General features: G+C 51.1%; 18 protein-coding genes. 9 read left to right on the top strand and 9 right to left on the bottom strand.

Annotated elements, in window-relative coordinates; all coding sequences use genetic code 11:
- Positions 1-14 precede the first annotated feature (14 nt).
- On the bottom strand, positions 15-638 hold the full coding sequence (gene lolA, locus F463_RS0107930) for an outer membrane lipoprotein periplasmic chaperone LolA (protein ID WP_018986537.1): 624 nt from the start codon (positions 636-638) through the stop codon (positions 15-17).
- On the bottom strand, positions 631-2946 hold the full coding sequence (locus tag F463_RS0107925; RefSeq protein ID WP_018986536.1) for a DNA translocase FtsK: 2316 nt from the start codon (positions 2944-2946) through the stop codon (positions 631-633). Before F463_RS0107925 ends, lolA begins: the two co-directional genes overlap by 8 nt.
- A gap of 110 nt (positions 2947-3056) precedes the next feature.
- Here F463_RS0107925 and F463_RS0107920 point away from each other — a divergent pair, with 110 nt between their 5' ends.
- From F463_RS0107920 to F463_RS0107910, 3 genes are all read left to right on the top strand, one after another.
- On the top strand, positions 3057-3518 hold the full coding sequence (locus F463_RS0107920; protein ID WP_018986535.1) for a Dps family protein: 462 nt from the start codon (positions 3057-3059) through the stop codon (positions 3516-3518).
- 92 nt (positions 3519-3610) lie between these two features.
- Positions 3611-4561 (top strand): thioredoxin-disulfide reductase, encoded by a 951-nt coding sequence (trxB, locus tag F463_RS0107915; RefSeq protein ID WP_018986534.1) that lies wholly within the window; start codon positions 3611-3613, stop codon positions 4559-4561.
- A gap of 61 nt (positions 4562-4622) precedes the next feature.
- Positions 4623-5168: a Smr/MutS family protein gene (locus F463_RS0107910; RefSeq protein ID WP_018986533.1), complete on the top strand. Its 546-nt coding sequence runs from the start codon at positions 4623-4625 to the stop codon at positions 5166-5168.
- Between the two features lie 64 nt (positions 5169-5232).
- Here the strand turns inward: F463_RS0107910 and F463_RS0107905 are convergent, their stop codons facing one another.
- Positions 5233-5829 (bottom strand): glycine zipper 2TM domain-containing protein, encoded by a 597-nt coding sequence (locus tag F463_RS0107905; protein ID WP_018986532.1) that lies wholly within the window; start codon positions 5827-5829, stop codon positions 5233-5235.
- Between the two features lie 122 nt (positions 5830-5951).
- Positions 5952-6617 carry a Crp/Fnr family transcriptional regulator gene (locus tag F463_RS0107900; protein ID WP_018986531.1) on the bottom strand — a complete coding sequence of 222 codons (666 nt, stop codon included), beginning with the start codon at positions 6615-6617 and terminating at the stop codon, positions 5952-5954.
- Between the two features lie 215 nt (positions 6618-6832).
- Here F463_RS0107900 and F463_RS0107895 point away from each other — a divergent pair, with 215 nt between their 5' ends.
- Genes F463_RS0107895 through F463_RS0107885 form a run of 3 tightly spaced genes read left to right on the top strand, consistent with a single transcriptional unit; the run spans position 6833 to position 8898 of the window.
- Complete coding sequence (locus tag F463_RS0107895; protein WP_018986530.1) at positions 6833-7180, top strand: ArsR/SmtB family transcription factor; 348 nt, start codon at positions 6833-6835, stop codon at positions 7178-7180.
- Between the two features lie 20 nt (positions 7181-7200).
- On the top strand, positions 7201-7632 hold the full coding sequence (locus F463_RS15170; RefSeq protein WP_018986529.1) for a protein tyrosine phosphatase family protein: 432 nt from the start codon (positions 7201-7203) through the stop codon (positions 7630-7632).
- Between the two features lie 39 nt (positions 7633-7671).
- The gene (locus F463_RS0107885; protein WP_018986528.1) at positions 7672-8898 is read left to right on the top strand and encodes an NAD(P)/FAD-dependent oxidoreductase; all 1227 of its coding nucleotides are present in this window, start codon (positions 7672-7674) and stop codon (positions 8896-8898) included.
- Between the two features lie 2 nt (positions 8899-8900).
- On the opposite strand, the gene F463_RS0107880 is transcribed toward F463_RS0107885, so the two are convergent.
- Entirely contained in the window at positions 8901-10358 is a 1458-nt protein-coding gene (locus tag F463_RS0107880) for a M17 family metallopeptidase (RefSeq protein ID WP_018986527.1), read from the bottom strand.
- Between the two features lie 299 nt (positions 10359-10657).
- Here F463_RS0107880 and aceE point away from each other — a divergent pair, with 299 nt between their 5' ends.
- Together aceE and aceF are read left to right on the top strand one after the other, a co-directional pair.
- Positions 10658-13327, top strand: a complete 2670-nt coding sequence (aceE, locus tag F463_RS0107875) for a pyruvate dehydrogenase (acetyl-transferring), homodimeric type (RefSeq protein ID WP_018986526.1) — start codon at positions 10658-10660, stop codon at positions 13325-13327.
- Between the two features lie 27 nt (positions 13328-13354).
- A complete protein-coding gene (gene aceF, locus F463_RS0107870) occupies positions 13355-14698 on the top strand; it encodes a dihydrolipoyllysine-residue acetyltransferase (protein ID WP_018986525.1) in 1344 nt (447 codons plus the stop codon).
- Positions 14699-14744: 46 nt separating this feature from the next.
- Here aceF and F463_RS0107865 read toward each other — a convergent pair whose 3' ends face one another.
- The 4 genes from F463_RS0107865 to F463_RS0107850 all read right to left on the bottom strand — a co-directional run bounded on the left by F463_RS0107865 (position 14745) and on the right by F463_RS0107850 (position 20528).
- On the bottom strand, positions 14745-15155 hold the full coding sequence (locus F463_RS0107865) for a gamma-glutamylcyclotransferase family protein (RefSeq protein ID WP_018986524.1): 411 nt from the start codon (positions 15153-15155) through the stop codon (positions 14745-14747).
- Between the two features lie 9 nt (positions 15156-15164).
- Positions 15165-16253: a PA0069 family radical SAM protein gene (locus F463_RS0107860; RefSeq protein ID WP_018986523.1), complete on the bottom strand. Its 1089-nt coding sequence runs from the start codon at positions 16251-16253 to the stop codon at positions 15165-15167.
- A 91-nt stretch (positions 16254-16344) separates the two neighbouring features.
- Entirely contained in the window at positions 16345-18906 is a 2562-nt protein-coding gene (locus tag F463_RS0107855; RefSeq protein ID WP_018986522.1) for a glycosyltransferase, read from the bottom strand.
- A 44-nt stretch (positions 18907-18950) separates the two neighbouring features.
- Complete coding sequence (locus tag F463_RS0107850; protein ID WP_018986521.1) at positions 18951-20528, bottom strand: glycoside hydrolase family 17 protein; 1578 nt, start codon at positions 20526-20528, stop codon at positions 18951-18953.
- A gap of 207 nt (positions 20529-20735) precedes the next feature.
- Here F463_RS0107850 and F463_RS15165 point away from each other — a divergent pair, with 207 nt between their 5' ends.
- A complete protein-coding gene (locus F463_RS15165) occupies positions 20736-21206 on the top strand; it encodes a hypothetical protein (protein ID WP_018986520.1) in 471 nt (156 codons plus the stop codon).
- Positions 21207-21280: the final 74 nt, after the last annotated feature.

Genomic DNA, 21280 nt, shown 5'->3' with positions numbered 1-21280 from the left:
TGATGCGCAAGCGTTTATTCGCCTACGACATCCACCCCTTTGGGAATCGAAAACAGGAACTGGTTGGTGTTGAGGCTGGGATTCACTTCTACGTTTGAGAAAACAATGTGTGTGCTTTGCCCAAATGCATCTACCAGGCGCATTTCAGCCAGTTTACTATGATCAAACGAGATAATGACGACCTGAAAACCGCTATCCTTTTGCTTGGGTTTGGCCTGCACACGCTGCATGCCATCAAAATCCAGCAATCGGCTCAGGCGGAAGGTTTCTTCCACGTTTGGTCCGCCAGCCAGCAAGGCGGCCGGGCTGGTACCCAACACTTTATCCACGGTGCGCACGGTGACTTGCTGTAAGTCGACATCAAACAGGAACACCTGTTTGCCATCACTGATGATTTGCTGTTCATAGGGTTTTTGGTAATCCCAGCGAAACTTGTTAGGCCGCTGCAAGAGCATCGTGCCATTGACCTCTTGGACCTTGCGGCCTTTCTGGTCAAACACGGTTTGCTTGAAATTGGCACGCATGGCCTGGGTGCTTTGGTAAAACTGCTTTAAATCTTCCACACCATCGGCCAATGCCGTTGAAATGACACAGACGCTGCATATCGCCAGCAGCACGTTGGTAATTACTTTATTCATGGTCTCCTCCGGCTTTCACTAATACCTCACGGTTGCCATTGCTTTGCATGGCAGAGACCAATCCGGCACGTTCCATATCCTCTATCAACCTGGCTGCACGGTTATAACCAATACGCAGTTGACGCTGTACTGATGAAATCGAGGCGCGGCGTGTTTTAAGCACGATCGCCACCGCTTCATCATAAAGTGGATCTTTTTCACCGCCTGCGCTGACATCCCCACCGCCCAGGCCATCCATGTCGGCGCTTTCGGTCTCATTGGTGAGAATACCTTCAATATAGTTTGGTTCGCCTTGCGCCTTGAGGAAATTCACCACATTGTGCACTTCACCATCACTGACAAAGGCGCCATGGATACGCTGCGGGTAACCACTACCTGGCGGCAGGTAAAGCATATCCCCCTGTCCCAGCAATGTTTCTGCGCCCATCTGGTCGAGGATGGTACGTGAGTCAATTTTGCTTGATACCTGGAAGGCCACACGTGTCGGCACGTTGGCTTTGATCAGGCCGGTAATCACATCCACAGAAGGCCGCTGTGTCGCTAGCACTAGGTGGATGCCAGACGCACGGGCTTTTTGTGCCAGACGTGCGATGAGTTCTTCGACCTTTTTGCCTACGACCATCATGAGGTCGGCCAATTCGTCGATGACGACGACGATCAAAGGCATTTCATCCAGCGGCTCCGGCTCATCCGGCGTCAGGCTGAATGGATGCGGAATCGACTGCCCTTGTTTTTTCGCTTCCTGGATTTTCTGGTTATAGCCGGCCAGGTTACGCACACCCAGCGTGGACATTAATTTATAACGACGCTCCATCTCAGCCACACACCAGTTCAGCGCATTGGCCGCCTGGCGCATGTCAGTCACCACTGGTGCTAACAGATGTGGAATGCCTTCATAGACAGACAATTCCAGCATTTTTGGGTCAATGAGGATCATGCGCACACGGCTGGCTTCAGACTTATACAGCAGGCTCAGAATCAGGGCGTTAATCGCGACCGATTTACCAGAACCCGTTGTACCTGCAACCAGTACGTGCGGCATTTTTGCCAGGTCAGCCACAATCGGCTTACCGGCAATATCTTTACCCATGGCAATGGCGATGGGAGAGTTCAAATCGGCATAGGCCTGGCTGCCCATGATTTCAGTCAAGGATACGATCTGTCGCTTGGGATTGGGGATCTCAAGGCCCATATAGCTCTTGCCCGGAATCGTCTCTACCACACGCACGCTTATGACAGACAGCGCGCGCGCCAAGTCTTTGGACAGGTTGGTGATCTGGCTGCCCTTAACGCCTGGTGCGGGGTCAAGCTCGTAGCGCGTAATCACCGGGCCAGGCTGTGCCGTGACGACTTTCACCTCAATGCCAAAATCCATGAGCTTGCGCTCAATCAGGCGTGAGGTGAAATCCAGCGTTTCGGCAGATTGCAACTCTACTGACTGGTTAGGCGCATCCAGCAAATGCAGCGGTGGCAAGCCTTCTTGCTCAATCGCTTCAAACAGCACCGCCTGTTTTTCCTTGACCACACGCTCACTGGGCTCAATCGTTACCTCTGGCACAGTGATTTCGACCGGTTTACGGTCTTCGATGCGTTTACGTTCAGCTTCCACAAACTCTTCACGCGCCTGCAGTGCCTGGCGCCCCATCTTACGGTCTTGCCAGTCCTGGTATTTGAGCAGGCCCCACTGGTAAAACTGGATCACCCACTCCCCCAGTTTTTCACTCATGGTGATCAATGACAAACCGGTAAAGAGGCTAAAGGACGTGGCAAACAATACCAGCAGCAGCATAGTGGACCCGGCGAAGCCAAACATATTACGTAACAGGTGATCAATGCCACTGCCAATCACCCCGCCCTGCTTGAGCGGGAAATCAGCTGGCAGGCTGACTAAATGACCGGACTCCAAGGCAGCAGAAGCGAGCAACATGAGCGCAAACCCAACACCGTTTAACCACCACTCGGTTTTCTCGGTAGCCTCCAGATGCAGGCGCTGGTACATCAACCAGACAAAGAAAAAAGCCAGCACCACAAACCACCAGGATGAAAAACCAAACAGGGAGAGCAAAATATCCGTGACCCACGCACCGACGGCCCCGCCGGCATTGTGTATGGTGTCATTCTCGCCCACAGCATGGGTCCAGCCTGGGTCCTCATGCGAATAAGTCGCTAAAATGACGGCTAGAAATACGCCGAGCGCAGCCAGGGCTATCCATGCGACTTCCCGCACGAGCCTGGCATCACGCAATTGCTTTTCCGTCGAAACTTTTTCAAGACGGACGTTAGCAACTTTTTTCTTATTAAAAAACAATATGTTGTCTCTTTCTTTGCAAGAGTGAACTTAAATGATTATAACAAAATCAAATTGCAGGCAGGCATTCTAGCTTTTAAAATACATTCAACGACAATAAGGAGACATCCATGGACATTGGTATCAATAACGAAGACCGCCACCAGATTGCAGACGGCTTATCAAAATTGCTGGCAGATACTTATACTTTGTATCTCAAAACGCACTACTTTCACTGGAACGTTACCGGGCCAATGTTCAATACCCTGCACCTGATGTTTGAAACCCAGTACACCGAACTTGCGTTGGCCGTAGACCTGGTCGCAGAGCGTATCCGTTCGCTGGGCGTCTATGCGCCTGGTACTTATGCCCAGTTCTCCAAACTGACTTCGATTGATGAAACGGTAGATGTGCCCAAGGCAAATGACATGATTCGCGAGCTAGTGGCTGGTCATGAAGCGGTTTGCCGCACGGCACGCAGTGTATTCCCAGCAGCAGAAAAAGCATCAGATGAAGCTACATCTGACTTGTTGACACAACGCCTGCAGTTGCACGAGAAAACAGCCTGGATGTTGCGTAGCCTGCTGGAATAATGTTGTAACACTTTATCTTCAGGATGGGCATTTAAAAAAACACGCCCATCCCCATCTATATAAAAATAATTCACCCTACTGGAAATCTCATCATGGCAACAAAACATGCCCGTTTAATGATTCTTGGCTCAGGCCCGGCTGGCTATACCGCAGCGGTCTATGCGGCCCGAGCAAACCTCAACCCGGTCTTGATTACTGGCCTTGCCCAGGGCGGCCAACTCATGACCACCACGGAGGTCGATAACTGGCCAGCGGATGCCAATGGCGTGATGGGACCAGAGCTCATGGCGCGCTTCCAGCAGCATGCCGAGCGTTTCAACACCGAGATGATTTTTGACCATATCCACACTACCCATCTCAAAGAAAAACCGATTCGCCTGGTGGGTGATAACGGTGAATATACTTGTGACGCCCTGATTATCGCCACAGGCGCTTCTGCCAAATATTTAGGATTACCTAGTGAAGAAGCCTTTGCAGGTAAAGGTGTGTCTGCGTGTGCCACTTGTGATGGTTTTTTCTACCGTAACCAGGAAGTTGCGGTGATCGGCGGCGGTAATACGGCGGTGGAAGAGGCACTGTATCTGGCCAATATCGCCAGCAAGGTTACCCTGGTGCACCGCCGCGACAAATTCAAGGCTGAGGCCATCCTGGTCGACAAGCTGATGGACCGCGTTAAAGAAGGCAAGATCGTACTGGAAACTTTCCATACGCTGGATGAAGTATTGGGCGATAACACTGGTGTGACCGGCATGCGTCTCAAAGACGTTAACTCCGGCAATACCAAAGAAATTCCGCTCAAAGGTGTATTTATTGCGATTGGTCACCAGCCCAATACACAAATCTTTGAAGGCCAGCTGGAAATGGAGGGCGGCTACATTGTCACGCAGGCAGGCCGTCAGGGCAATTTCACGGCGACCAATATCCCTGGCGTATTTGCCGCAGGCGATGTGCAGGATCATATTTACCGCCAGGCGGTGACCAGTGCGGGCACCGGTTGTATGGCGGCGCTGGATGCCGAGCGCTATTTGACCAGCCTCGAGTAAACTCTCAGGTTTGCAACGAAGAAGCGCACCCCGGTGCGCTTTTTTATTTTAGAATTGTGTTATGTCACAAGAGCTGCCGGACAAAGACGAAAATGATCTTTCACTGTTTTATGAAGCAGTGAAAGGCGCGCGCCCGGTGAAAACAAACCGCATTTTGCATACGCCCAAAAAGCCGAAACCAATTCCACGCCAACTCATCCGTGACGAACAGCAGGCGCTGGTCGACTCACTCAGTGATCACTACATACCTGCCCACGAACTCGAAAGTGGCGAGGAATTGCTATATTTGCGTGAAGGCCAATCTCCCATGGTCTTGAGCAAGTTGCGTCGGGGTCATTGGGTCGTACAGGCACATATAGACCTCCACGGCCTGATTAGCGATGAAGCGCGCTTGTATGTTTCTGAGTTTATTGCGGATTGCAAAAAACGTGGCTTGCGTTGTGTGCGCATTGTGCACGGCAAAGGCCTGGGCTCACGTAACAAAGAACCTGTGCTCAAGCACAAACTGCGTAACTGGCTCATGCAAAAAGATGAAGTCATTGCCTATGCCCAGGCCCGCGCCAACGACGGTGGCAGCGGTGCCGTCATCGTCTTGTTAAAAGCCTGATTACTTAAACCTGTAAAGAAAAGCGCGACGCCGAGACTGGCTTCGCGCTACTCACAGAGATTCATTACCAGTAATCGCGATGGTGGCGCGGACCTTTGCCTCTCATCACTACCGGGCGATACACAGCTGGTGCGGGCATCGGCTGAACCTGCATCATATTTGGTCTGACCTGCACTGCCACATCTATCACCGGGCCAGGATTTCTGTCCATCAGCGTCGAATATTGGCGGCCCTGATACTCATAATTCACCATATAACCGGTGATCACCGTTTGCCATTGGTCTACCATGGCACATTGTTGAACTGGACGATTGACGATGCGTTCGTTGCCATAAGTATTCTGGTTACCCACGCGGTCGCCGACGATCGCTCCTAAACCCGCCCCGACCGCTGCAGCGACAACTTTGCCACTGCCACGACCGATGGTACTCCCTAGCAAACCACCGGCAACGCCACCGACAATCGCCCCCGTATTGGAACGGTTGGACTCATACACTCGCTCCTGTACATAGGCAGTCTGGCATTCCTGACGTGGCTGGTTGACCTGCTGCACTTGTGGCGCGACTGACAGCACTCTGGCCCGGTCTATATATTCAGCACCGGCAAATGCACTCTGGCTCAGAGCCATCATGACTACACTGGATACGATCAGTTTACGCACTTTATTTCTCCTCTTGTGAATGACTGCAAGTTGCAGTTACCTCGTTAACGAGCATTCAATCACGGGAGATGACCGCCAGATGTATCAGATAAGGTGAAGTTTTGTATCTGACCCGATACAGATTACTGGCTACTGTTGGCCAGTTTGAGCAACTCGCCACGCTGCTGGATCTCAATCACACCACGTCCCATGGTCAGCCAGCCTTTTTGCTCCAGGCGCTTTAACTGGCGGCTGATCACTTCGCGGGCGGTGCCTAACTCATCGGCAATCTGCTGATGGGTGCGTTGTATGGTGTTATTACCCATATCCAGCAGGCACTTGGCCAGACGCGCATCCAGCGTCTGGAAGGCGACTTCGTCCAATAAAACAATCAAATCGCTGATCAGTGCGCCATAATTTTGCATGACGTATTGCCGGAACACAGGCGAATCAATCATGAGCTTATGGAAAATGTTCTCCGGAATGATGACATCCTCAATCGGCTCTTCGACAATAGTAGACGCCGGATACTGGCTATTACCCAGCAGGCAAGTGGTGGTAATGACACAGGTTTCGCCTGCACTCACGCGATACAAGACGATTTCACGACCGCTGGCAGACATTTTATACACGCGGGAGCGACCCTTAAGGCGTAGCACATAACCACTGCAGTGATCGCCTTCACGATAGCCTATGGTGCCTATGGGTGCTTCAACAATACGCGCATATTGCGTCAGCAGTTTTTTTGCAGGCTCTTCCAGCGCTTCAAGTTCCGGAAACAAGCCTATCCATGATAGTGATTGCATCATCCAATATCCCCAATTGATTATTTTGCGATTGTCACGGCAATGCTCAAGCCACCATGCAATCATTTTATGCGACAAACTTTATCATAAATTGATTTGAAAGCATTACCATCCTTTATCAGATAAGTGTTAAAGCGTACACAATCTGCGACAACAGGTTTATGATGGAATCTCATATGACAAACAAGATAAAAATAAAATGATCTTCAAGGGGTATTATGCAAACTTCAGATATTGCGGTGGATTTGTTTGATCAATTAAGGGCATCTGCCGATCAGGCCAGCCAACTCATGAAAGCCATGGCAAACACTGATCGGCTCATGTTGTTATGCCAGTTGTCGCAAGGTGAAAAATCAGTCAGTGAATTGGAAGCCTGCTTGAATTTAAGGCAACCCAGCCTGTCACAACAATTAACTGTGTTACGCGAAGCACAGCTTGTGATTACCCGCCGTGAAGGCAAAAATGTGTATTACAGTATTGGCAGTCCAGCCGCTTTAGCGGTTATCCGGGTATTGCATGACGAGTTTTGCCAGAAAGAAGCGTCACCCCGTCTCAAAAGTGCATAGAACTAAACGGAATCAAACATATGGAAATTAAAGAAATAGACCAGCGTTACCGCGTCAGTGACCAGTTAACTACAGCCGACCTAGATACGCTGGCGGCGCAAGGCGTGAAACTGGTCGTCAATTTCAGGCCAGATGGCGAAGGCGGAGACTCGCAACCCGCAAGTACCGAACTCGCCTCAAAGGCAGCAGCCTTGGGCATGGCTTATGCGCACATTCCGGTTGTGCCTAACCAGGTGAAACCTGAACATGGGCAGCAGCTTAAATCATTACTGGATGCACATCCTGGGCCTGTACTCGGTTTTTGCCGGACAGGTAACCGTGCCAACCAGGTGTATCAGCTGACACAACATGCACAGCCTGGCTCAGCGTCCACCAATGCCAAACCCGCTTGCTGCAGCCAGCCGCCTGAACAGGAAGGCCTGCTTAACAAAGTCAAAAACTGGTTTAATTAATCAAAAAATACACTCAAATAATCAGAAAAATTTCATTCCATGCAAAAAACCAATTTTGACATTGTGATTGTTGGCGGTGGCTCCGCAGGTTGTGCCATTGCAGCCAGCCTGAAAAAACGTGCCCCCGAACTTGATATTGCCATCATAGAGCCATCTGAAAAACATTATTACCAGCCTGCCTGGACTCTGGTGGGTGCTGGCGAGTTCGATGTGCAGAAAACCGTGCGCCCGATGGCAGAGTGTATTCCCTCTGGCATTACCTGGCTGCAAGCCGCAGTCACCAGTTTTGATCCGGAACAGCAACAGGTCACAACGGACAAGCTAGGCAATATCAAATATCAGCAACTGGTGGTCGCCGCTGGCCTGAAACTTCACTGGGAAGGCATTAAAGGCTTAACCGACACCCTGGGCAAAAATGGCGTTACTTCGAACTACAGGGTAGATTTGGCACCATATACCTGGCAACTGGTACAGCAGCTGCAATCCGGTGAAGCGGTGTTTACACAACCGCCCATGCCCATCAAATGCGCAGGCGCGCCGCAAAAAGCCCTCTATCTCTCATGTGCGGAATGGTTGAGCAAAGGCAGGCTCGGCAAGGTCAAGGCTTCCTTTTATAGTTCTACCCCAGCATTGTTTGGCGTCAAGGAGTATGTAGAGCCATTGATGCAATATATCCGTAAATACCAGGTTGACCTCAAGCTCAATACGACTTTGGTTGAAGTAGATGGCCCTGGCAAAACAGCATGGTTTAATGTCAAAGATACGGATGGTAACGTCCAACGCATCAGCAAGTCCTTCGAGATGTTGCATGTGGTCCCGCCGCAAACCGCACCGGACTTCATCAAGCAAAGCCCGCTGGCCAATGCCGATGGCTGGGTGGAAGTGGATCAGCACAGCTTGCAGCATGTGCGCTATCCCAATATTTTCGGGGTCGGTGATTGCACCAGTACACCTAATGCAAAAACAGCGGCGGCAGCGCGCAAACAGGTCGTTATTGCCGCAGAAAACCTGCTCGCACTACGCGCCGGTCAGTCACTGCCTTCGCGTTATGATGGCTATGGTTCCTGCCCGCTAACGGTTGAAAAAGGGAAAATCATCCTGGCTGAATTCGGCTATGGCGGCAAAATCGTGCCGACGTTCCCCTGGGACTCCACCAAGCCACGCCGCACTGCCTGGTGGCTTAAGAAATACTTGTTACCGTGCGTCTATTGGAACCTGATGCTCAAAGGACGGGAATGGCTGGCCCGTTGCGGAGCTTGCGGTTAAGTTTATTTGCCCGACATAAAGGCCTGTAACCATTGCAAGGTGAGCGCCACGCCAAAGCCGTTCACCTCGCTGGCAACTGCCCCCAGGCCTTCCTTGTGTGCATAGGAAGATAAGTCAACGTGGCACCAGTCAACTTCACCTTCGATAAATTTGCCTAGAAAACGCGCTGCCAGCAGATGGTCGGCATCGCTATCCATGGTGCACTGCTTGATATCGGCAATCTCGCTATCCAGCTCACCATCATAATCCTCGGCATACGGGAAAGCCACCACTCGCTCGCCACTGGCCGCCCCTGCCGCAACCATCTGCTCTGCCAAAGGCTCACGGTTAGCCACAATTCCGCTCATGCGTGAACCCAGGGCGGTTTGCATACTACCTGTCAGCGTCGCGTAATCAATCATCACATCAGGCTTGTCACGGCTGGCCAGCGTCAGCGTATCTGCCAGCACCATACGGCCTTCGGCATCGGTATGGACAATTTCTATCGTCATGCCATTGAGTGCCGTAATCACATCATTCTGCTTGTAGGCATTGGGGCCGATATGATTTTGCGCCAGTGCCAGCCAGCAATCGACATTAATCGCTAACTGTTGCGCACTAATGGCCTGCAACACGCCTATGGCTACTGCGCTGCCGTTCATATCCTGATGCATGCCTTGCATGTACTTGGATGACTTTAAATTGTGGCCACCGGTATCAAAGCAAATCCCCTTACCCACTAACGCCAGCGTTTTCTTGGCTTGTGGATGACGGTAGGAAAGCTTGACGATGGCAGCATCTTGCGGGTCTGAGCCCTGTGCCACCGCCACAAAAGCACCCGCCCTCAATTGCCGGAGCGCTTCCGTGTCCCATTCGGTGTATTGCCAGGCCTTTTCATTTGCCATGGTTTGCAGGCATTGGCGGTATAAAGCAGGCGTCAGCATATTAGGCGGCGTCATGGTCAGCGCACGGCAGACGGTATTCCCTGCCACCAGTGCGGTGACTTCATCAGCCCATGCCATATCCGCGACGCCAAATACGCCGATTTCACGTAACTTCTGCCCCGAGGTTTTTTGTTTTAATACTGGCAGCGATTGCGCATTCACGAGGGTGACATAGGCCGCCAAACGGGCAAATAATGATGCATGTTTTTTTGCACAGACCGCCAGTGCGATACGCTCCGGGTGTTCCGCCAGCAGGGGTTTAACAGCGGTACGCAATGCCGTATTCATGGCAAATCTAGACGATTTTTCTTCCAGCTGGCACACACTGACCAATGTCCCTTCTGCCAGCTCCAGGGTCACTGACTTTTCCTTGAGGTCGGCAATATCCAGCCCTGCACGTTTTAGTTTGGCATTGAGCGCATCCGCAAATGGCATGGAAGAAAACAATTTTTCTTCAACCACAAGCAGAATATGCTTGGCAAAGCCTGACAGCAAGGATGAATTGACTTCGGAATTTTGTGACCACTCGATGCGCATATTGTTAAAAAACACTCTTATATAAAACATTAAATAAACGTAGCAAATACCTGTAGTTAGGCATGGTTTTTTCATGCAAAACTTGACCAAAAGCGCCAAAAAAGAGACACTTACAGCTGATAGCTAGGTTGCTGGGACACATCAATAATATTCAGCAACGTGATACCATAAAAGCAGTATCCAATTACGGAATCCCTTCTTGGTAATCAATACTTTCTCAGCGCTAGGCATGGCTCAGTGCTTGATGCTAAGTGCTAGATTATACGCATAGCGACTTAAAACTCGGAGAATCCTCACGCATGGCAACGCATTCGCAAGCACACCTCAATGAAACTGACGCACAGGAAACGCAAGAATGGCTAGAATCCCTTAGTGCCGTCATTGAGAATGAAGGGCCTGAACGTGCCCACTTCCTGCTGGAAGCAATGATTGATCAGGCTCGCCGTTCCGGCGGCCATTTGCCTTATAAAGCAACCACCGCTTACGTTAACACCATCCCCACACACCTGCAGGCCAAACTGCAAGGTGACCCGGAGATGGAACGCCGCGTACGCGCGCTGATCCGCTGGAACGCGATCATGACCGTATTGCGTGCCAACGAAAAATCACCAGGCATTGGCGGCCACATCGCCAGCTTCCAGTCAGCGGCAACGTTGTACGATGTTGGTTTTAACCACTTTTTCCGCGCGGCCAATGAAAGCTTTGGCGGTGACTGCGTCTATTTCCAGGGCCACTCCTCTCCAGGCGTGTACGCGCGCGCTTTCCTCGAAGGCCGTATTACAGAAGAACAAATGGATAACTTCCGCCAGGAAACGGGCGGCAATGGTTTGTCCAGCTACCCTCACCCCTGGTTGATGCCGGACTTCTGGCAGTTTCCAACCGTCTCTATGGGTCTGGGACCATTGGCAGGGATTTACCAGGCACGCTTCCTGAAATACCTGCACAACCGTGGCATTGCCGATACGGCTGACCGCAAAGTATGGGTATTCTGCGGTGACGGCGAGATGGACGAGCCGGAATCACAAGGTGCGATATCACTGGCTGCGCGTGAAGGTTTGGATAACCTGATTTTTGTCATTAACTGTAACCTGCAGCGCCTGGATGGCCCGGTACGCGGCAACGGCAAAATTATCCAGGAACTCGAATCCAACTTCCGCGGTGCGGGCTGGAACGCGATCAAGGTCATCTGGGGTTCTTACTGGGACCCTCTGCTGGCCATGGATAAAGACGGCCTGCTGCGTAAGCGCATGGAAGAGTGCGTGGATGGCGAATACCAGAACTTCAAGCAAAAAGGTGGCGCCTACACACGCGAGCACTTCTTTGGCAAATATCCTGAGCTGCGTGAAATGGTGGCAGCCATGTCCGACGCAGACATCTGGCGCCTGAACCGTGGCGGCCACGATCCACACAAGGTGTTTGCGGCATACCATGCTGCGGTGAACCACAAAGGTCAGCCCACTGTCATCCTGGCCAAAACGGTTAAAGGCTATGGCATGGGCGAAGCTGGCGAAGGCCAAAATACCACACACCAGCAAAAGAGCATGGACATCGCCTCCCTCAAGGCCTTCCGTGACCGTTTTGACCTGCCACTGACTGACGAGCAGGTAGAAAAGCTGTCATATTACCGTCCGGCTGAAGACAGCCCGGAAATTAAATACATGATGGAACGCCGTGCTGCGCTTGGCGGATTTGTACCTAGCCGCCGCCGTAAAGGCAACGAGCTGACCGTGCCAGAGCTGTCTGCGTTTGAAAACATGCTGGGCGCCACCGGTGAGCGTGAAATCTCTACCACCATGGCGTTCGTGCGTATCCTGTCCACCCTGGTACGTGACAAGCAGGTGGGTAAATACGTGGTGCCTATCGTGCCGGACGAAGCACGTACGTTCGGGATGGAAGGCATGTTCCGTCAACTGGGCATTTACTCTTCTGTTGGCCAGTTGTACGAGCCACAAGACTCTGATCAGGTGATGTTCTACAAAGAATCACAAAGCGGCCAGATCCTGGAAGAAGGCATTAACGAGGCGGGTTCATTTGCCAGCTGGCTGGCTGCGGCGACGTCTTACAGCGTCACCGGCACGCAGATGATCCCTTTTTATATCTACTACTCCATGTTCGGCTTCCAGCGTATCGGCGACTTTGCCTGGGCTGCTGGCGACAGCCGTGCACGTGGCTTCCTGCTGGGGGCCACCGCAGGCCGCACAACTTTGAACGGTGAAGGTTTGCAGCATGAAGACGGCCATAGCCACCTGATGTCTGCCACCATCCCGAACTGCATTTCATACGACCCGACCTTCGCTTACGAGCTGGCCGTGATCATTCAGGAAGGCATGCGCCGCATGGTGCAAAACCAAGAAGATGTGTATTACTACATCACCTTGATGAACGAAAACTACAGCCACCCGGCCATGCCTGAAGGCAGTGCTGAAGGTATTCTCAAAGGGATGTACAGTTTCAGCAAGTCCAAAGCTAAAGGTCCCAAGGTACAACTGATGGGTTCAGGCGTGATCTTGCGAGAAGTGATTGCTGCGGCTGAATTGCTGGAAAAAGACTGGGGCGTGTCTGCCGACGTTTGGAGTGTGACCAGCTTTACCGAGCTGCGCCGCGATGGTATTGATGCAGAGCGTCATAACCTGCTGCACCCGGAAGCCAAACCTAAATTAAGCTTCGTGGAAGAATCCCTGAAGAAAGCAGAAGGCCCAGTGGTGGCTTCAACCGACTATATGCGCAGCTTTGCTGACCAGATTCGCCCATTCGTGCCCAATCGTTTTGTGGCCTTGGGTACCGATGGCTATGGCCGCTCAGATTCACGTGAAGCGCTGCGTAGCTTCTTTGAAGTGGACCGCTACTATGTCGTGCTGGCTGCCTTGAAGGCACTGGCTGACGACGGCAAACTGCCTGTAGCCAAAGCGACTGAAGCCATCAAAAAATATAATATCGACATTACTCGTGCCAACCCGGCCACGATCTAAGGTCACGACATAAGGAAAGTACAAAACATGTCTATCAAAGAAGTACTGGTGCCTGATATCGGCAACTTTGACAGCGTCGACGTGATTGAAGTCCTGGTCAGCGTGGGTGATACCGTTGCCAAGGAAGACTCACTGATTACCGTGGAATCTGACAAAGCCTCCATGGATATCCCCTCCTCACTGTCTGGTGTGGTTAAGGAAATCCACATCAAGGTGGGAGATAAAACCAAACAAGGCGCACTGATCCTGACACTGGATACTGCAGCCGAAGCGGCACCGGCAGAAAAAGTGGCTCCTCAGCCAACGGCCACACCAGTGGTGGCGACCGTGACTGTTGATGAAGCTAAGGTTGCCATTCCTGAGCCTACCCGCCCAGTCGCAGAAGTACCGCAAGTGATTCAGCCGCAAGCGACACCTAACCCGGTGGCGGCCAGCAGTGTTGCCAGCGATGGCAAACTGGCACATGCCAGCCCTTCCGTACGCAAGTTTGCGCGTGAACTGGGTGTGAACCTGTCACTGGTTAAAGCCAGCGGCCCGAAAAACCGCATCCTGCAATCTGACGTACAGGCTTATGTCAAAGGTGAGTTGTCCAAGCCACGTTCTGAAAACATGGGTGTAGGCGGTGGTTTAAGCACCTTGCCGATGCCGGTGATCGACTTCAGCCAGTTTGGCAGCATCGAAACCAAGCCACTGTCACGCATCAAGAAATTGTCCGGGGCCAACCTGCACCGTAACTGGGTGACTGCGCCACATGTGACACAGTTTGATGAGGCCGACATTACTGATCTGGAAGACTTCCGCAAATCCATGCTGGCTGAGGCGGAAAAGCGTGGCGTCAAATTGACCTTGCTGGCTTTCCTCATGAAAGCGGTAGTCAATGCCCTGCGTACTTACCCTAACTTTAATGCCTCACTGTCACCAGAGGGCGATAGCCTGATCCTCAAGCAGTATTACAACATCGGCTTCGCCTGCGATACGCCAGACGGTCTGGTCGTTCCAGTCGTACGTGATGTAAACCAGAAGGATGTGATGGATATCGCACGTGACCTGGCTGACCTCTCTGCCAAGGCGCGTGAGCGCAAGCTCAAGGTTGAAGAAATGCAAGGCGGCTGCTTTACCATTTCCAGCCTGGGTGGCATCGGTGGCACCATGTTCACGCCTATCATCAACTGCCCTGAAGTGGCGATCCTCGGTGTTTCCCGTGCTGCCATGCAGCCGGTTTACAACAAAGACACTGGCGGCTTTGATCCGCGCCTGATCATGCCACTGTCACTATCATACGATCACCGTGTGATTGACGGTGCTGACGGTGCACGCTTCACCAGCCACCTGCGCGTGATGCTGAGTGACGTGAGACGCTTATTGCTCTAAGCTCTAGTATTGCAACACAAAGGGCGCTTTAAGCGCCCTTTGTGTTTTAATTTAACTGACTCTGCTGCATAAAATCACCACTCTTGATCTGGGCTTTATCTTCTACTGACCATTGGTATAAGTAAATCCATACAGTGTCATAGCGCTTGCCATTGATGCCAGTAATGGAAACATAGCTGCGCTTGTATTCTGCAGGCTGGATATGTTGCTGCGCACACTCTTCGTAATCATCCAGCACCTTCAGCATGGTTACTGGATCATGTAATCTGTAGATCTCTCCATACACGCGATCGCTGTCAGATTTTGAAGTAACCACACCAGGATAATAAGTGATATGAAACATGCGGCCTTGAAACCAGCCCTCTGTGATAAATTCTGCGTTCTCGCCCAGATACTTCGTCATCGCATTCTGGTTACCTTTACGCAAAGTACCATATACAAATAGCAAATCAGACATAGCAGGTCTTTAGAATAAGGCCAATTGCGGATGATTGGCTGTCGCTTGCCAGGCGGCTGGTACAGAGAACAAGTCAGTACAAAAACCGGTCCGCTCTCCCGAGATGCCTAATTTAAGGCAACTGAGTTTAAAGCGGTGTGCGAGCAAATCAGCAAATATACCTTCGCCACGCATGCGCTGGCCAAACTCACTTTGGTAGTCTTTACCACCACGGCTTTGCCTGACGATGCTCATGACATGCTGGGCTTTGAGCGGAAAATATTGTTGTAGCCACTCCTGAAATAAATCACTTAATTCATGCGGCAAACGCAGGAACACATATCCGGCTTTGCGGGCGCCGGCCTCATGTGCTTTTTCCAGGATCTGCTCCATATCACAATCTGTGAGCGCTGGAATGACAGGCGCCACCATGACGCCAGTAGGAATGCCTGCTTCGCTGAGTCTGCGCAATGTTTCAAACCTACGCTCCGGGGCTGCGGCACGAGGTTCCAGCCGGCGTGCTACTTGTCTGTCCAGCGTCGTAATGCTGACGTAAATACTGGCCAGCCGTTTGGCAGCCATAGGCGCAATTAGGTCGATATCACGCTCGACCAGCGAGGATTTGGTGACCAGGCTGAATGGATGATTGGACTCACTCAGCACCTGGATAATTTGCCGCGTTAATTGGTATTCACGCTCAATGGGTTGGTAGCCATCGGTATTCATGCCGAGGGCAATGGGTTTGCATTGGTATTTGGGATGTGCCAGTTCTTTTTTCAGGAGAGCTACCGCATCAGCCTTCATTAACAGCCGCGATTCGAAATCCAGCCCTGGAGACATGCCTAAATAGGCATGCGTAGGACGTGCGTAGCAGTAAATGCAACCATGTTCGCATCCGCGATAAGGGTTCAGGGTACGGTCAAAAGGCAGATCAGGGGATTGAATGTAGTTGATGACTGACCTGGAAGCATCCAGCATCACTTCAGTCTGTAATGGGGGCGCCTCTTCATCAAGGCTCCCCCAGCCATCATCCAGTGACTCACGGGTATGTGGATCAAATCGGCTGACCATATTACTACTGGCCGCACGTCCTTTGTAAATAAGAGGTTTTTCATTCATAAAACATCATTCCTGAAAAAAGGCCTCTGACAAAATGCTATTCGTTGTTGTTTTTAACCTGCCAAAACCTTAAGTTGCACACATGAATGTATTAGCGCTTTTCGGAGATCCACTGGCATGCCAATGCGCTCCAGTAAGGAAGCGATTGCAGGGCCAGCATAGAGACCCATAATTGCGCATCCAGATTGCTGAAGCCACGTGAGTAAAGCATGGCCGCTGCGCAAAGCAGCAGAGAAACCAGAATCGTCAGCTCTTCTTTGATAGGTGCGATGAGCTGCCAATTGCTCAGTTTGGCCTTGGTTTTATTGGTCACGACGAATACACCTGCCTTGTGCGTCAGGCCACTGATGATCCCTCTGGCAATTGCATGTGATAAACCCAGGCTTGCCAACGACGCACCAAAGATATCCATCCAGCTGCAATGCATGGTCTTGCGATATAGCACTGGTCCCAAAATGGCCTTGATCGCCAGGAAACACAATATAGGCACAATCATCACCACCACGGGCAAGCTGAAATACTTGGGGAATGCCAGCATGGCAATCGTCCAGCCAATAGAGCCAATGGTAAAGAGTAGTTGCAAGGCCTCGCCAAACCAGCCGAACCAGCCAGTTAAAAAGTGGTAGCGCTGGCTGAAGTTGAGCGATGATTTGCCCAGTAGCTTCGGCATATGGTGTTTGAGAATCTGCATGGCGCCAAATGCCCAGCGATTGCGCTGGGATTTAAGCGCCTTGAAGTTGGCTGGCGTGAGGCCACGACCAAAGGTTTCGTCGATATAGCGCAGCTCCATGTTATTTTCGAGCAAACGTAAACCGAGCTCGGTATCCTCACAAATACACCACTCAGACCAGCCGCCTAGCGTTTGCAGTGATTCTCTGCGGATGAGCGTCATGGTGCCATGTTGGATCAGGGCATTACGCTCATGGCGATGATGCATGCCAATCCGGAAAAAGCCTTCAAACTCCCAGTTACACATGCGGTGGAAGAAGCTATGTTCCCATTCGCGGTGTGCCTGAGGTGCCTGCACCACAGCCACCTGAGACTCCAGGAAATGCGGCACCAGGTCAGACAACCAGTCTGGCGTGACCACGTAGTCAGCATCCACCACGCCAACCACTTGCGCATCAGGATGGGTTTTATCGAGCGCAAAATTCAGTGCACCCGCTTTAAAGCCGGGCCATGAAGGCAAGTGATAAAAATGGAAGTTATCCGGCATATTGGCCATGTAAGCCTCTAGCGGTTTCCATTTTGCTTCATCTTTGGTGTTGTTATCCACCACAATCACTTCATAGCGTGTGTAGTTCAATTGACGCAAGCTGTCGATGGTGGCGATCACCATTTCCGGCGGCTCGTTGTAACAAGCCAGATGGATAGAAACAAATAATTCCTGGTCCGCGGGTAAGGGCTGCGCGCGTTTAAACAAGCGCCGCCAGTAAGGCTTGAACATCACTTCACTAAACTCGGCCGCATAAATCATCAGGACCATGGAAGTCAGTGCGATCCCTAAAATCAGCCCTACCAGTACGACAAAGTCACGTAGCGTATAGTAATAATCCCCTGGCAGGTTCCAGGCAATGGTCAGCGTAGTAATACAGGCCTGGAACAAGATCGCCATTGATAATACACCACCAATGCCCCAATGCTTGAAACGCCAGGCAATCAGCATCAGTGGAACGAACGCGAGTACGGTAGACCAGGTCGCCTTGGCAATCCAGCGTGTATTGGGCGGAACGGCACCTTGCAAGGAATATTTCTGGTGACGGTCAGCGTTATACATGCCCCAATAAGCCCCTGCCCAGCCTTCCAGCGCGACCTTCCATGGCTGGTCAAATGCTTCCATCAGGTAAAAATCAAGGTCCTCAATGGAATTGCGTGCCAAAAACTCACGGATAAAGCGTGCCTGATTGACCTCACTGGCGACTGAGGCACCAATGGACGGGCCGCGGCTAGGCCAGCCGACTTCGGTAATCACAATTTTCTTGCGTGGATAGGCTTCCATTAACTGGTTATAACGCTCAATCGTATATTGCACTGCCTTCTCGACCGGCACACCTTCATGGTATGGCAGCAGGTGAACTGCAATATAGTCTACGTGTTTAACGAGTTCAGGGTTTTTAATCCAGACGTGCCATGGTTCGGCAGTAGATACCGGCACATTGCTATGCTCACGCACAAAATCCAGGTAACCAATCAATGACTGTACCGGCAAGTCATTACGTAACAAAGCCTCGTTACCAACAATCACGCGGTCAATATTGCTGTAGTTGTCGAGCTTCTCCAGTAGCGCAGACACTTCACGCGTATTCTTCATGTTGTCGGTATCAATCCACGCCCCGGCAATCACGTTCATATTGCGTTTGGCAGCGAGGGGAATCACCTCGTTAAGATCCAGCGATGAATACATGCGAATATGACGGGTATGTTTACGCATCAGGTCGAGATCTTCTGCCAATTCGGCCGTACTCGGATGCTGACCTTCGAGCGGGCTTTGATTGGCGCGATAGCCCGTGTAAGCAAACCCATTCACAGTAGGTTTCACATTAATGAGCGGCAAGGCCCGGTTTGTCAGCGCCCACAAGCCGAAATGCAAGGCCGAAAACAGAATGGCAAATACCAAGCCAGGAATTAGTTTTTTAAACCAGGAAACGATCACTTCTCACTCTTTCCATCAATGAATGATGTGTTTATTTAAATCTTCTATTCACGGCCAAGTTGCAGACTTCTGGCTGGCAGCACAAGCAGGGCTAAGCCACACGCACCACACCACCACCAGGCCATGATATTCCCGGGCTCCATGATGGCGACAGCGACGGCCATATTGGCAGCCATCATCCCCATGACAGCAGTTAACCAGAAACCAGCTTGAGCGAAGGTCGCTGCAGGCTCCTGACGTACAGTCGCCGAGATCAGCGAAATCGTCATCAACGCCATTGGCAAGCAAACCAGGATCAGTGGGAAATCGAGATATCGACCATTAATCGCCAGACCAGCACTGGTCAATAAAAATGCGAGGGCGAGCAATCGTAACAAGGATTGTTCGAGAAAGGTGTACACCTTCAATCCCAACCATTGCCGCAATTGCAGCCATGCCAGCGCCCAGCCTAACAGCACCAGCCCGCCTAACATGGCATATTCGCCGGTATTGCGTGCAGCCATATGGACATAATTGATTTGCAAATATGCGTGCAAGCCTGCGGCCAGACCAGTCAAGACAATTAATACTTTGTGGCGGGCAGAAAACTGCGTGTACTGCCCCCACGCCGCGCCAAGCAGTGCCAGCACTAGTGCAACCAGATAGGGTTTAAAGCCATCTGAACGTTCAGCCATGGCACCTTGCAGACTGAATTTTGGCTGCAAGTCAGTATCCAGCACGCCCCAGTAGCCGCCAACGGTGCCTTCAAGTTCACGCTTCCATGGCTGGTCTACCGCTTCAATCACATTGTATTGCCAATGGTTTTGCTGCGCAGCATTTAAAAATCCGCGCATGTAGAGCGCCTGGTTAATGGCGCTGGGTTTGGACCAAAACCGCTGGCGACCTTGTGAGGGCCAACCGGTTTCGCCAATCAGGATTGGCTTTTTAAACACAGTGCCCAGATGCCCCATGACAGAAGCGGTATGTGCAACCGCCTGCTCAATCGCAACCGGTTTGTCTTCCCAGTAAGGCAGAATATGCACGGTAACAAAATCGACATCCTGCTCCAATGTCGGATGCTTGAGCCAAAACTCCCAGACATCTGCATAGGTAATGGGTGCTTTGGTATTTGCCTTGGCCCATTGCAAGTATTCATGCATTTTGGGCTCAGACTGCTCACCACGTAGCAATACTTCATTGCCCACTACCAGACCACGTACAGTGTCAGGGTATTGATTGGCCTGTTGCACGGCCAGTTCCAGTTCTTTCACATTAAGGGCATCAACCCAGCCAATCCACACTCCGAGAATCACCTTCATACCTAATTTTTGTGCGGCTTTGGGCACATAATCCAGGCCTTGTGAAACTGAGTACGTGCGCACGCACTTTGTGACTTTGGATAATGCCTGCAAGTCCTGCTCGATCTGCAGAGGGTCCACAAAACTGTCTTTAACCGTTGGGTTCATACCCGGCTTGTAGTATGGCGCATACGAAACGCATTGCAATGGCAATGCCTCCGCAACGGCATCAATCAATACTTGTGGCTGTTGCAGACGCCATACATAATAAAGAGAGCCAATCAAAAACAAGGTCAGCCAGACAACCGGTGAAATTCGAGATAACAAACGCTGCAATATGATCACCCTGAACGGAATTGCTAAAAAATAGCAGTTATTCTCTCATAAATACCCATCCCTTGCGTTTCGCTTTTCAGCAACGAAAGGCACAAATACTCCAAAAGAGACTTGGTAAATTAATCAATTGGACTTATGATAAAACGTATTCAAAAGTCTCGCTAAAAACACAGGCTTTTAAACCTCTCACGCCAAAACAACTATCTCAGAAGTCTTATGAACGTTAAATCCTGCTTGACCACACTCGTGTTGCTTTCGTCATTTTCATTGCCAGCGCTGTCAGCGACAACTGCCAGCCCTGATTACAGTGGTGAATATCTCTGCAAAGGCAACAACGTTACTGTGGGTGACTACGAAGTCACCATCTACCTGAAAAAAAATCGTCGCAACAGCACAGCCAATGTGTCTGTGTATGACCTGGCGACCCACACCGAAAACAAGCAGAGCTATACCGGCCAGGCGATTACCCGCGGCAGGCAACTGGCAATGACTTTTAAACTGTCTGATGCCAAATATGCCGAGTTTTCGACGGGTATGGGCCAATTTACCAAGGTGGGTAAAAGCGGCTGGTCATTTAAAAACGACTACTATGAACCAGACGATACCGGTGGCAATTATGGTCATGAAACCTGCACCATGAAACCATTGCAAGCCACGCCTAACAGCACACCAGCCAGCAAGCGCTAGTAGATGGACAGCCTGAAAGAGAACTCGTTCTTTTGGTGATAAAATAGCAGAACTAATCGGAATATAAGGTTTTC

The organism is Methylophilus methylotrophus DSM 46235 = ATCC 53528, assembly GCF_000378225.1.
GTDB classification, from domain to species: Bacteria; Pseudomonadota; Gammaproteobacteria; order Burkholderiales; family Methylophilaceae; genus Methylophilus; species Methylophilus methylotrophus.
The sequence above is the reverse complement of the archived record's forward strand: the minus strand, read 5'-3'. Positions and strand labels throughout refer to the sequence as shown.